This is a genomic window from Streptomyces sp. NBC_00285, assembly GCF_036174265.1.
GTDB lineage: Bacteria > Actinomycetota > Actinomycetes > Streptomycetales > Streptomycetaceae > Streptomyces.
Genome location: NZ_CP108055.1, coordinates 6137924 through 6151058, shown reverse-complemented (window position 1 = coordinate 6151058; position 13135 = coordinate 6137924). Strand labels below are relative to the sequence as shown.

Below are 13135 nucleotides of genomic sequence, written 5' to 3'. Positions count from 1 at the left end.
TTCCTCGGGGTCGTACGGGGTGGTCATCAGGGGGCGTGACAGGTGTCAACGAGGGGCGTGCGTCGGCGTCAATGCGCTGGTTTGAGCGGCAGCAGAGCACTGATGCGGAATCCTCCGCCGGGGCGGGGGCCCGCGTCCAGGGTGCCGCCGACCATACCGACCCGCTCGCGCATGCCGATCAGGCCGTGGCCCGCCCCGTCGGCGCCGCCCTCTTCGTACAGCTCGTGCGGGGCGCCCTTGCCGTCGTCCTCGACGAGCAGGCCCAGTCCGTCGTCGAAGTAGACCAGGCGCACGCTGGCGCCCGTGTTGGGGCCGCCGTGCTTGCGCGTGTTGGTGAGGGCCTCCTGCACGATGCGGTACGCGGTGAGCTCGACGCCGCTGGGCAGCTGACGCGGGGTGCCCTCGATCTTGAAGTCGACGGGGAGCCCGGAACCGCGGCACTGCTCGACGAGGTCCTCGATCTGCTCGACGTCCGGCTGCGGTACGTACTCGCCGCCCTCCTGGTGCTCGCCGGTGCGCAGCACGCCCAGCAGGCGGCGCATTTCGGCGAGGGCCTGACGGCCGGTGGAGGAGATGGTCTCCAGGGCCTTCCTCGCCTGGTCGGGCGCGGCGTCGAGGACGTAGGCGGCGCCGTCGGCCTGGACGACCATGACGGACACGTTGTGCGCGACGACGTCGTGCAGTTCGCGGGCGATCCGGGCGCGCTCGGCGGCGACCGCGACCTTCGACTGCGCCTCGCGCTCCTTCTCCAGACGCGCGGCCCGCTCCTCCAGCTGCGCGAAGTAGGCGCGGCGGGTGCGGATCGAGTCGCCGAGCACCCAGGCCAGGGCGAACGGAATCGTCAGGAAGATCACCTGGGCGAGGTTGCCCAGCGCGCTCGAGTGTTCGTTCGGCCACCGCAGCTGCGCCAGCGGAGCGGCGCAGAGACCGCTCGCCAGTGCCAGCCAGGAGGCCCAGCGGGTGCCTGTCGTCGCCACCGTGTAGACGATCACCAGGAAGGCGAAGTCGGCCGCCTTGACCTCGACGTCCAGCGCGAGCTGCGCCACGCCCAGCCCGATGGCCAGCAGCAGCATCTTCTCCGGCATGCGCCGGCGCAACGCGATCACCAGGCACAGCAGCAGGATCACCGGAATGATCACCGCCGGGGACCCGGTGCCCTGGGACTCCCCCTGGGCGGATTCGCTCGCGAGCGAGATCCCGAACAGGAAGACGGCCCAGAAGGCGTCGACCCCTGTCGGGTGTCTGCGGAGGAAGTCATAGAGGCGTTGCACGTAACCCAGCGTAGGGATGCGCGATGCGTGCAGGGGTCAACCGGAGGATCGATCCGTACCGCCCACGCGTACTCCCCAAGGTGGAGGCCCCGTTCCCCTGTACGCCTAGCCTGACGGCGTGACCGATGACACCCCGGACCGAGCGACGGGCGACTGGAGCGGGTGGCGGGCCGCCGCGGAGGCTGCCCTGTACGGGCCGGACGGCTTCTACCGCAGGCCGGAGGGGCCCGCCGGGCACTTCCGTACCTCCGTGCACGCCTCCCCGCTGTTCGCCGAGGCCGTGGCCCGCCTGCTGTGCCGGGTCGACGGGGCACTGGGCCGTCCCGCACGGCTCGACTTCGTCGACATGGCCGCGGGGCGCGGCGAGTTGGCCGCCGGCGTCCTCGCCGCCCTGCCGGACGACGTGGCCGCCCGCACACGCGTGTGCGCTGTCGAACTCGCCGCCCGGCCTCCCGGCCTCGATCACCGGATCGAGTGGCTGCCCGCCTCCCCGGAGGGCGTCACCGGGCTGCTGTTCGCCAACGAATGGCTGGACAACGTACCCGTGGACATCGCCGAGACGGACTCCTCGGGCGTCCCGCGACGGGTTCTCGTGCGACGGGACGGGCGGGAACGTCTCGGGGAACCGGTGGGCGGTGCGGAAGCCGAGTGGCTGAGCCGATGGTGGCCGCTGCCGGCCGAGGAGGGCCTGCGGGCCGAGATCGGCCTGCCCCGCGACCAGGCGTGGGCGTCGGCGGTCGCGCCCGTCGAACGGGGGCTCGCGGTCGCCGCCGACTACGCGCACACGGCATCCACGCGCCCCCTGTTCGGAACGCTCACCGCCTTCCGCGAGGGACGCGAGACGGCACCCGTACCGGACGGGTCGTGCGACCTCACGGCCCATGTGGCGCTGGACGCGTGCGCGCTGCCGGGAGGGCGGGTACTGCCCCAGCGCGACGCTCTGCGCGCCCTGGGCATCACGGGCGCACGCCCCGCGCTCGCACTCGCCTCCACCCACCCCGCCCAGTACGTACGCGCCCTCGCGCGCGCCGGAGAGGCCGCCGAGCTCACTGCGGCGGGCGGACTCGGCGACTTCGGCTGGCTGCTCCAGCCGGTCGGCGTGTCCGCCGAAGCCGTGGACGCACCCCTCGCCGGCCTACTTGTCGATGTCCCCGACCACGAAGAACAGTGACCCCAGGATCGCCACCATGTCCGCGACCAGCGTCCCCGGCAGCAGCTCGGCCAGGGCCTGGATGTTGTTGTACGAGGCCGAGCGCAGCTTCAGCCGGTACGGGGTTTTCTCGCCCTTGCTGACGAGGTAGTAGCCGTTGATGCCGAGCGGGTTCTCGGTCCACGCGTACGTGTGCCCCTCGGGCGCCTTCAGGACCTTCGGGAGCCGCTGGTTGATCGGCCCGGGCGGGAGTCCGGCGACCCGGTCGAGACAGGCGTCGGCCAGATCGAGGGCGTTGTGGGTCTGCTCCAGGAGGACCTCGAAGCGGGCGAGACAGTCGCCCTCCTCGCGGGTCACCACCCTCAGGGTGTCCTGGAGCTCGCCATAGGCCAGGTACGGCTCGTCGCGGCGCAGGTCGAAGTCGACGCCCGAGGCACGCGCGACGGGCCCGCTGACGCCGTACGCGTGCACGGTCTCCGGCGCGAGGACGCCCACGTCCCGGGTACGCCCCCGGAAGATCTCGTTGCCGAGCACCAGGTCGTCGAAGCGGTCCATGCGCGAGCGCACGGCGGACACAGCGGCACGCGCGCGTGCGGTCCAGCCGGCCGGCAGGTCCTCCTTGAGGCCGCCGACACGGTTGAACATGTAGTGCATCCGGCCGCCGGAGACCTCCTCCATGACGTTCTGGAGCACCTCCCGCTCCCGGAACGCGTAGAAGACCGGGGTGATGCCGCCGAGCTCCAGCGGGTACGAGCCGAGGAACATCAGGTGGTTCAGCACCCGGTTCAGCTCGGCGAGCAGCGTGCGCGTCCACACCGCCCGCTCCGGGACCTCCATGCCGAGCATGCGCTCCACGGCGAGGACCACACCCAGCTCGTTGGAGAAGGCCGACAGCCAGTCGTGGCGGTTGGCGAGCATGATGATCTGGCGGTAGTCGCGCGCCTCGAAGAGCTTCTCCGCGCCCCGGTGCATGTAGCCGATCACCGGCTCCGCGCTCACGATGCGCTCACCGTCCAGGACCAGCCTCAGACGCAGCACGCCATGGGTGGACGGGTGCTGCGGTCCGATGTTGAGCACCATGTCGGTGCTCTCCGCGGCGCCGCCGATGCCGACCGTGGTCTCCGTCGTGGGAGTCATGAACACAGTCTCCCCTACGTACGCTGGCTCCATGGAGACGGGGAGCGGGCAGGACACAGAGGTCACCGGCCACGAGCCGGTGTGGACCGGGCTGCCGCCCGGACTGCTTCGGATGCGGCGACTGTTGCTGGTGGTGTGGCTGGGGCTGCTCGCCGTGGGCGTGGGGCTGCTGCTCGGGCTGCTCTGCGGTCCGGCCTGGGCGGCCTTCGCCCTGCTGCCGCTCGCCCTCGCCGGGTGGGGCTGGGCGATGATCGGCCGCAACTGGCGTTCCTGGCGCTACGCCGAGCGCGCCGACGACCTGCTGATCAGCCGGGGCGTGCTGTGGCGCGAGGAGACCGTGGTGCCGTACGGCCGCATGCAGCTGGTGGAGGTCACCTCCGGGCCCGTGGAGCGCCACTTCGGGCTGGCCAGCGTGCAACTGCACACGGCGGCCGCGGCGACCGACGCGACCATCCCGGGCCTCGTCCCGGCCGAGGCGGAGCGGCTGCGCGACCGGCTCACCGAACTCGGCGAAGCCCGATCGGCGGGCCTGTGACGGCGCACGGCGTCGACGACGCCGTACAGGAGAAGCGGGTGAGGGAACCCGTCACCGAGCGGCGGCTGCATCCCATAACGCCGCTCAGGCGGGCCTGGGCGCCGGTCGCCGTCATCATCGGGTGGGCCGTGCACGACCCCGACCAGGCGCAGCGCCAGCTGACCCGGCTGACGACCACCACGCTGCTGATCGCACTCGCCGTCATCGTCCCGGCCGCCGCCCTGTACGGCTTTCTCACCTGGTGGTACACCCACTTCGCGGTGACCGACTCCGAACTGCGCATCCGGACCGGCCTGTTGTTCCGGCGCACCGCGCACATCCGGCTGGAGCGCATCCAGGCGATCGACGTCACACAGCCGCTCCTCGCGCGCGTGGCGGGCGTCGCGAAGCTGCGGCTCGACGTCGTCGGCACCGACAAGAAGGACGAGCTCGCCTTCCTCGGGGAGCGCGAGGCGCGTGCGCTGCGCGCGGAACTCCTCGCGCGCGCCGCCGGGTTCGCCCCCGAGACCGCGCACGAGGTCGGCGAGGCACCAGCGCGCGAACTGATGCGCACGCCCCCGCGCGACCTCGCGCTCTCCCTTGTGCTGACGGGCGCAACCTGGGGAACCCTGGTCGCCACCGCCGTCGTACCGACCCTGCTCTGGCTGGCCACCCACAGCGTGTGGACGGTCCTGGCGACCGCCCTGCCCCTGCTCGGCGCGGCGGGCGCGAGCAGCGTGGGACGGTTCGTCACCGAGTACGACTGGACGGTGGGCGAGTCCCCGGACGGGCTGCGCATCGACCACGGTCTCCTGGACCGCACGCACGAGACGGTGCCGCCGGGGCGGGTACAGACCGTGCGGATCGTGGAGCCGCTGCTGTGGCGGCGGCGCGGCTGGGTGCGGGTCGAGCTGGACGTGGCCGGGTCGTCCAACTCGGTGCTGGTGCCGGTCGCTCCGCGCGAGGTCGCCGAGGCGGTCGTCGCGCGCGTGCTGCCCGGAGTCGTCGTGCCGCCGCTGTCGGAGCTGTCACGGCCCCCGCGGCGGGCCGGACGATGTGTGCCGGTGTGGTGGCGCGGCCACGGACTCGCCGTCACCGACGCGGTGTTCGCGGCACGGCAGGGACTGCTGCGGCGCAGCCTGGCACTCGTCCCGCACGCGAAGGTCCAGAGCGTACGGCTCACCCAAGGGCCCTGGAAGCGGCTGTGGCGCCTCGCCGACGTGCACGTGGACACCGGAGCGAACAAGACCGTCACCGCCCGTCTGAGGGACGCTCAGGAGGCCGCGGCGCTGCTCGGGGCGCAGGCGGAGAGGTCACGGACGGGACGGAAAGGGGCACGGCCCGACCGTTGGATGGTCTGACCGTGCCCCTGGTGCGCCCTTGCCGGTGCGCGTGAGTGCCCGTGCGTCCGTCAGGAGACCGCGCTGCGCAGTCCCTGCAGGTTGATCTGTTCCGTCTCGTCGTGGGCCGTCAGGTCGATGACCTGGCCCACGCCCCGCGACTCCTCGTCGGCCGGCTTGAACGCCGCCTCCGACTCGGCCTTGTGCAGGGCCAGGGCCTCCTGGCCGACGACGTCGGCGAGGTCCTCGTTCTGCACGGCCTCCATGGCGTCCCGCGAGGCACCCGGCTTCGTACCGAAGAAGTCGAACCCGCCCTGGACCCGCGGGCGCCGCTCGGGAGCCGCGGGCACGACGGCCACCGCGGTCGGAGCGATGAAGTGCCCGGCGGGCTGCTGCGGCGGCTGGGCGGCTCTCACCGTGGTGGTGGCGGCCGCGCGCTCATGCCCGTCGGCCGCCTCGGACTTCCCCCGCGCCTCGTCCTCCTGTGCGGCCTCCGCCTCGGTGCCGCCCGCGTCCGCCGCGCCGGCACCCGCGTTCACCGGCTGCCCGTCGAGGTCGGCGGCGGCTCCTTCGGAGACGTCCGCGGAGCGTTCGGGGCCGGTCGCGGGCCCGCTCTTCGCGCCGCCCCCGGCATCGGCCCTCATGCCGGTCCGGGAAGCGGGCCCGGAGTCCGCCCGGGTCTCCGTGTCGGCCTCTTCCTCGGGTTCCGCCTCGGACTCCCCGGCTTCCGCCTCCGTGGGCTCCGCCTCCGTGGGCTCCGCCTCCGTCGCGGTGACCTCGTCGCCGTCCTCGTCGAGCCGCTTCAGCGCCGCGTTCGCCCGCAGGAACAGCTGCGAACCCTCCGGGGAGAAGATCGTGGGCCGCTCCGGCCCCTCCGCCCCGGCCGCCACATCGGCATCGGTCCCGTCCTCCGCCGGGGCAGCCACCGCCACGGCCTCCTCGTCGGCCTCCTCCGCCGACGGCAGCGCCCGCGCCGGGGCGGCCTCTATCTCCAGCAGCCGACGGCCCTCCAGGGCGCTCGCCCGCTCGGTCTCCGCCGTGGCGTACCGCCGCAGCAGCGCCGCGTGTTCGTTGCGCAGGGCCGCCAGCTCCGTGCGCTTGGCCCGCAGCCGCTGCTCCAGCTTGACGCGCAGCTCCCGCGACTCCTCGAGATCGGTCTCGAGTTCGGCGACCCGCTCCTCGTGCCGCCACTCGTCGCTGGCCCGCGCGCGCGTGAGATCGGCGACCTGCCTGCCCGCCTGCCCGTCCCAGCGGCGCATGACGGCCGCCCCCACGACCGCGACCGCCGCGGCGATGGCGGCTATCACACGCAGCACTGCCTGCTGCGAGAAAACCCAGGGGCCGAAGGCGCAGACGAGGGAGACGCCTGCGATCGCCGACGGAGGCAGCAGCCTGTGCAAGGGCGGGGAATGGCGGTGACGTCCACGTGGCATGGCCAGAAACTTACCGCGCGTAGGCGAATCTTGGTGCCCCGCCCCGTAAAAACACAGCCACCCCGCAGCCTTCACCCGACATCAGGAATCGGAAGGGCCGCCGAATTCGGCGTATTGATCACTCATCGATCACTCAACCGCCCACTGATCCACTCCAGCGTCGCCGGGATCTCCCGCCGCCAGGTGTTGAAGTTGTGCCCCCCGCTTTCCAGGATGATCGACGAGATCCGGGTCGTTCCCGTGTCCTTCACCCGCTCTATGAACCGCAGCGTGTCCTTGTAGTTCGTCTCGCCCACCTTGCTGCTGGTGACGAGCAGTGAGGTATCGGGCGCGGGCAGGTGTTTGAGGCACCACCACAGGTTGGCGCGGTTGCGCAGCGCCTTGTCGCCGTGGAAGAGATCGCCCGTGGTGGGGTCGACGGGCGCCTTGTAGTACGGGGACAGGCCCGCCCCCGCGGCGTACACCCCGGGATGGTGCATGGCGATCTTCAGCGCGCAGTAGCCGCCCGTGGAGTCCCCGATGATCCCCCAGCTCCCCGGCTCCCTGCCCACCCGGTAGTGCGCGGTCACCGCCTCCGGCAGGTCCTTCCCGAAGAACGACTCGGTCTGCGGACCGTGCGGAACGTCCGCGCACTCGGTGTCCCGCGGCGGCGCCACCGTCGGCCGCATCATCACCAGGATCATCGGCTGCATACGGCCGTCCTTGGTGAGTTCGAGCGCCGTGCGCGGGTAGTGGAGTTTGTCCACCAGCGCTCTCGCGGTACCCGGATATCCGGTCAGGACGACGGCCGCGGGGAACGTACGTCCGCGATAGCGGGCCTGGAAATACTCCGGCGGCAGATAGATGTACGCGGGCGAGACGATGTGTGACGTACGGCCGACGATGTCGACCTTCTGGACCTGCCCGGCCGACGACGGCCGAAAGCCGCCCCTGCCCGGCACGTCCCCTATCTCGGTCACCCGCAGCGGCCCGCCCGAACGGCCGCCCAGGGTGTGATCGACCACCACGCCCTGGTCCGTCTCCTGACCGAACAGGTCGGCCCAGGAGGCGTAGAACCCGTAAGCGTGGTTGGCGGCGAGCCCCAGCGACACGAACAGGAGGAGCTGCGTCGCGAACAGCAGCCCTATACGGCCGCTGACGGACCGCCAGCCCCGCCGCGCCAGCCGTGGCCAGAGCCACACCGTGCCGGCGAACAGCGCCACGGCGGCCAGCACCGCCACCACCAGCGTGTTGTTGCTCGTGAGACCCATTGCTTGCTTTCGCTTTCCTCGGCCTTTGAAACGGCTTTGAGAAGATGAGTGAACCTCTTCTCACCAGACACCGTCCTAGAGGGCGCAATGTCGCCGGATGCCCGAATCGGGGCTCCGGATCCAGAGTCACTCGCAGAACCATGGGATGCGATGTCTGTCAGGACAGATGAGGAAATGTCGGGCGGGGTTCCGATCCGATCAACACGGCTACCGCGTGCACTGCACGGACCGCGCCCCGAGGCCGTCCCCGTCGTCGTCGCCAGAGCCTGCGCACTCGTAGGCCTTCTGGACATCGCCGCCGGCGTCTTCCCACGCTTCCGGCACAGCCGTATGCACACCATGGCCGAGGTACTGCCCGGCGCGCTCGGCCCGTTCGCGGCCGCGCTCTCCCTCAGCACCGGCGTCCTCCTGCTGCTGCTCGCCCACGGCCTCAGGCGCCGCAAGCGCCGGGCCTGGCGAGCCGCCGTGGCACTGCTGCCCGCGGGCGCGCTGGCACAGTTCACCTACCGCCACTCGCTCCTCGGAGTGATCATCTCGTTCGCCCTGCTCGCCCCGCTGCTGCGCCACCGCGACCAGTTCAAGGCACTGCCCGACCCGCGCAGCCGCTGGCGGGCACTCGCCAACTTCGTGCTCATGGGCGCCGGTTCCCTCGTCCTCGGACTGGTCATCGTCAGCGTCCACCCGAACCGCATGGTCGGCGACCCGAGCCTGGCCGATCGCATCACGCACGTCCTGTACGGCCTCTTCGGCTTCGAGGGGCCCGTCGACTACCAGGGCGACACCTCATGGACCGTCGGCGTCTCCCTGGGCGCCCTGGGCCTGCTCACCGCCATCACGACGATCTACCTCGCCTTCCGCCCCGAACATCCCGCCGCCCGCCTCACCGAGGAGGACGAGTCCCGCCTCAGGGCCCTCCTGGTCAAGCACGGCGGGCGCGACTCCCTCGGCCACTTCGCGCTCCGCCGCGACAAGGCCGTCGTGTTCTCCCCCAGCGGCAAGGCAGCCGTCACCTACCGCGTCGTCTCCGGCGTGATGCTCGCCAGCGGCGACCCCATCGGTGATGTCGAGGCCTGGCCGGGCGCCATCGAACGCTTCATGGACGAGGCCACGGCACACTCCTGGACCCCCGCCGTCATGGGCTGCTCGGAGACCGGGGGCGAGGTGTGGACCCGGGAGACCGGACTGGACGCCCTCGAACTGGGCGACGAGGCGGTGGTGGACGTCGCGGATTTCTCCCTGGCCGGCCGCGCGATGCGCAACGTGCGCCAAATGGTCAAGCGCATCGAACGCGCCGGTTACGAGACCCGGGTCCGGCGCGTCCGTGACGTCGGAGAGACCGAACTGGAGCGCATCCGCCAGGCCGCCGACGACTGGCGCGGCACCGACACCGAACGCGGCTTCTCCATGGCCCTGGGCCGCATCGGCGACCTCTCCGACGGCGACTGCCTCATCGCCACCGCCCACAAGGCGGACGACCACCCCGGCCCCTACGGCGACCTCAAGGCGATCCTGCACTTCGTGCCCTGGGGCACCGACGGTGCCTCCCTCGACCTCATGCGACGCGACCGCTCGGCCGACCCCGGCATGAACGAACTGCTCATCGTGGCCGCCCTCCAGGCAGCCCCGAAGTTCGACATCACACGCGTCTCACTGAACTTCGCGATGTTCCGCTCGGCACTCGCCCGCGGCGAGAAGATCGGCGCGGGACCCGTGCTGCGCGCCTGGCGCGGCCTGCTGGTCTTCCTGTCCCGCTGGTTCCAGATCGAATCCCTGTACAAGTTCAACGCGAAGTTCCAGCCCCGCTGGGAACCCCGCTTCGTCGTCTACCGCGCCTCCGGGGACCTCCCGCGCATCGGCTTCGCCGCCATGCAGGCGGAGGGCTTCGTCACCCTCGCCCTGCCCCTGCCGCGCTTCCTGCGCCGCCGCACACGCATCGCACGCACGTGTGCCCACGCGGTCGCCGAGCGGGACGTACGAGCGGCTTGACCCGCCGGGCCCGGAGCCCCCGCGACCGGCCCGAACGGAAGCCCCGCCCCCTCCTCCGGCCCGGGGGCCTCCGTTCGGGCCACGCGGTCGCACGCCTCCACGCTGGGCCTAGGCTGAACGCATGAGCAAGCAGAGCGGACGCGGGCGCGTCGCCGGCCTTCCGGAATGGGACCGCTGCGCGGTGATGGGAGTCGTGAACGTCACCCCCGACTCCTTCTCGGACGGCGGCCGCTGGTTCGACACCACCGCCGCCGTCAAACACGGCCTCGCCCTCGTCGAGGAGGGCGCCGACCTCGTGGACGTCGGCGGCGAGTCCACCCGCCCCGGCGCCACCCGCGTCGACGAGGCCGAGGAACTCCGGCGCGTCGTCCCCGTCGTCCGCGGCCTCGCCGCCGAAGGCGTCACCGTCTCCGTCGACACCGTGCGGGCCTCCGTCGCCGAACAGGCGCTCGCCGCCGGCGCCGCCCTCGTCAACGACGTCAGCGGCGGCCTCGCCGACCCCGCGATGATCCCGGTCGTCGCCGCCGCCGGCGCCCCCTTCGTCGTCATGCACTGGCGCGGCTTCCTGACAGGCGGCAACACCAAGGGCGTCTACGCCGACGTCGTCGCCGAGGTCGTCGACGAACTCCACGCACGCGTGGACGCCGTCCTCGCGGGCGGCATCGCCCCCGACCGCGTGATCGTCGACCCCGGTCTCGGCTTCTCCAAGGACGCCGAACACGACCTGGTCCTCCTCTCCCACCTCGACCGCCTGCTCCGCCTCGGCCACCCCCTCCTCGTCGCCGCCTCCCGCAAACGCTTCCTCGGCCGCGTCCTCGCCGGCCCGGAGGCCGCCCCACCGCCCGCACGCGAGCGGGACGCCGCCACAGCCGCCGTGTCCGCCCTCGCGGCGCACGCCGGCGCATGGGCCGTACGCGTGCACGAGGTCCGCGCGACCGCGGACGCCGTACGGGTCGCCCGCGCCGTGGAAGGAGCCCGGTGAGCGCCCCCCACACCGACGTGGAACAGGTCGAAGCCGCCAATACGGCCTTCTACGAGGCACTGGAGCGCGGCGACTTCGACGAGCTGTCGTCGTTCTGGCTCACCCCGGCCGACCTGGGCGTCGACGAGGAGTACCACGACCCGGCCGACTCCGGCGTGGTCTCCTGCGTACACCCCGGCTGGCCCGTGCTGACCGGCCGCGGCGAGGTCCTCAGGTCGTACGCGCTGATCATGGCGAACGCCAAGACGCGGACATAGCGTACGTCTGGGCGGGTGGTTCCTCCGCCTCCTCGGCGCGGCTCGGACCCTCCTGCGACGCCCCGACTGACGCTGGTCCCAGGAGGGAAGCCATGGTCACGGACGTCGCCAACCGGCACAGGATCAGCACCAAGAACCAGATCAAAATTCGGGCCTGGAGCCGGGCACAGCTCGGCAAGGAGACGCTGCGCGGAGTCATTTATGTCCGTGTCAGCATGGGGCGCCAGAAAATGGAAAGCCCCGAAATTCAGGTGAGTACCGGCAAGGCCGCCGCGCAGATTCGCGGTGTCGAGCTGGTGGGCCCCGAGGTCATCTACGACGTGGATGAGTCCGGCCGCAGCTTCCATGAGCGCAAAGTCATGGAAATCATCGAGATGATCCGGCGCGGCGAGATCAACTGCATCATCGTGCTGGAGACTAGCCGGTGGGGCCGAAACCTCGAAGAGTCTCGCGCTCATGTTCGCGAGCTGTACTCGGCCGGCGGCGTCCTCATTTCCGCCACTCAGCCCATTGACCCGACGACCGCCGACGGTCTCATGATCATGAACCACTTCATGAACATGGACGAGCACGCGAGTATGAAAATCGGTGAGGGGTGGGCCAGAGCAGCACAGAACCGGCACGACCGAAACCGCCCCCACTTCGGCCGTCCCGTTCTCGGTTACGACCGATGCCCCGACTGTCGGCGGAGCGAAACGAACGAGCGCTCCTACGAGCACTGCAAAACGTGCGAAGGCATCCTCCAGCCCCACTCGAAGTTCGCCAAGCTGTACGCCGAGGCGTACAGGCTCTACGTCAAGGGCGTGAACTTCCCGACGCTTGCCAAGCAGCTCGCCGCCAAGGGCCTGCGCTCCATCTACGGGAACCGGATCACCGCTACGAGTCTGCGGCAGTCCATGGACTCCGGATTTGCTGCGGGACTTCTCCGGATCAACGCCTACGATGCCGACCAGCGTGGGCCCTGGGATTGGATGTCCTGGAAGCGCGGTGCCCACAAGCGAATCATCTCGCTGGGCACGTGGATGCGTTACGTCCAGCGTCGCCGGAAGCAGTCGAAGGCCGAAACTCGTACGACCACACCCAAGTGGTCCCTTTCGTCGCTCATGCGGTGCGGCCGGGACCGTGAGAAGCGGCAGAAGGACGGCTCCATGAAGATGGCGCGCTGTCTCGCGTCCATGGGGGCGATGGTGGGCGGTAACCCCCCTGCGGTCACTTTCCGCTGCCAGTGTGAGAACCAGACCCAAGAGTGCGAGGGCGTCACGATTCGGCTCTCCATGGCGGAGAAGCAAGTACTGAAGTGGGTGACTGCTCGGGCCAAGGGCGAAGAACAAGCGGCATTGGCGATGCAGCGGCAAGCGCGAGTGACCGTGGACGCTCAGACACTGGCCGATCTGGAGAAGCAGAAGAAGAAGCTCAAGTCTGACTTGGAGAAGCTGGCGGATGCACTCCTCGAAGGCGTGCTCACGAAGGAGGCAGTGAAGAAGAAGACTGAGGAGAAGCAGGGCGATCTCCGGATCATCGAGCAGCGGCTTCTCCTGCTGCAAGATTCCGTCGCCAGTAACAGCGTGCCCCCGAAGGAAGCGTTTCAGGGCTTCCTCAAGGTCTGGGGCAAGATGACTCACCAGGAGCGCCGTAAGGCACTCGGCGTCATCATCGACCACATCGTGGTTATCAAGACGCCGGGGAAGCAGCGCAACAAGCTGGAGATCGTCCCGAAGTGGGCGCCCGTCTCAGAGAAGCTCGTCCCCGGCCGGCGCGTCGACTGGGACCGGATCATCGAGGAGCAAGCCGCCGAGGCCGTCGCCGCGTGACTCC

10 protein-coding genes and 1 pseudogene are annotated in these 13135 nt (G+C 70.8%); 7 read left to right on the top strand and 4 right to left on the bottom strand.

All coding sequences use genetic code 11. The annotated features are described in order from the left end of the window. Positions 1-68: 68 nt before the first annotated feature. Positions 69-1271 (bottom strand): sensor histidine kinase, encoded by a 1203-nt coding sequence (locus OHT57_RS28535; RefSeq protein ID WP_328749397.1) that lies wholly within the window; start codon positions 1269-1271, stop codon positions 69-71. Between the two features lie 118 nt (positions 1272-1389). Here OHT57_RS28535 and OHT57_RS28530 point away from each other — a divergent pair, with 118 nt between their 5' ends. Beyond that, positions 1390-2442, top strand: coding sequence for an SAM-dependent methyltransferase (locus OHT57_RS28530; RefSeq protein ID WP_328749396.1), 1053 nt, complete (start codon positions 1390-1392; stop codon positions 2440-2442). Here the strand turns inward: OHT57_RS28530 and OHT57_RS28525 are convergent. Then, positions 2407-3558, bottom strand: coding sequence for an NADH-quinone oxidoreductase subunit D (locus tag OHT57_RS28525; protein WP_328749395.1), 1152 nt, complete (start codon positions 3556-3558; stop codon positions 2407-2409). The genes OHT57_RS28530 and OHT57_RS28525 overlap by 36 nt on opposite strands. 31 nt (positions 3559-3589) lie before the next feature. On the opposite strand from OHT57_RS28525, the gene OHT57_RS28520 reads away from it, so the two are divergent. Continuing rightward, the gene (locus OHT57_RS28520; RefSeq protein WP_328749394.1) at positions 3590-4093 is read left to right on the top strand and encodes a PH domain-containing protein; all 504 of its coding nucleotides are present in this window, start codon (positions 3590-3592) and stop codon (positions 4091-4093) included. Further along, positions 4090-5433, top strand: a complete 1344-nt coding sequence (locus tag OHT57_RS28515; protein WP_328749393.1) for a PH domain-containing protein — start codon at positions 4090-4092, stop codon at positions 5431-5433. Before OHT57_RS28520 ends, OHT57_RS28515 begins: the two co-directional genes overlap by 4 nt. Positions 5434-5483: 50 nt before the next feature. Here OHT57_RS28515 and OHT57_RS28510 read toward each other — a convergent pair whose 3' ends face one another. Together OHT57_RS28510 and OHT57_RS28505 are read right to left on the bottom strand one after the other, a co-directional pair. Further along, positions 5484-6845, bottom strand: a complete 1362-nt coding sequence (locus tag OHT57_RS28510; protein WP_328749392.1) for a hypothetical protein — start codon at positions 6843-6845, stop codon at positions 5484-5486. Positions 6846-6967: 122 nt separating this feature from the next. Next, on the bottom strand, positions 6968-8095 hold the full coding sequence (locus OHT57_RS28505) for an alpha/beta hydrolase (protein ID WP_328749391.1): 1128 nt from the start codon (positions 8093-8095) through the stop codon (positions 6968-6970). A gap of 174 nt (positions 8096-8269) precedes the next feature. Here OHT57_RS28505 and OHT57_RS28500 point away from each other — a divergent pair, with 174 nt between their 5' ends. The 4 genes and pseudogenes from OHT57_RS28500 to OHT57_RS28485 all read left to right on the top strand — a co-directional run bounded on the left by OHT57_RS28500 (position 8270) and on the right by OHT57_RS28485 (position 13131). Further along, positions 8270-10081, top strand: a complete 1812-nt coding sequence (locus tag OHT57_RS28500) for a phosphatidylglycerol lysyltransferase domain-containing protein (protein WP_328753350.1) — start codon at positions 8270-8272, stop codon at positions 10079-10081. Positions 10082-10202: 121 nt separating this feature from the next. Further along, the gene (folP, locus tag OHT57_RS28495; RefSeq protein WP_328749390.1) at positions 10203-11063 is read left to right on the top strand and encodes a dihydropteroate synthase; all 861 of its coding nucleotides are present in this window, start codon (positions 10203-10205) and stop codon (positions 11061-11063) included. Next, a pseudogene (locus tag OHT57_RS28490) lies at positions 11060-11302 on the top strand (nuclear transport factor 2 family protein); the annotation flags it as partial. The gene folP and the pseudogene OHT57_RS28490, both read left to right, overlap by 4 nt. Before the next feature lie 110 nt (positions 11303-11412). After that, positions 11413-13131, top strand: coding sequence for a recombinase family protein (locus OHT57_RS28485; RefSeq protein WP_328749389.1), 1719 nt, complete (start codon positions 11413-11415; stop codon positions 13129-13131). Positions 13132-13135: the final 4 nt, after the last annotated feature.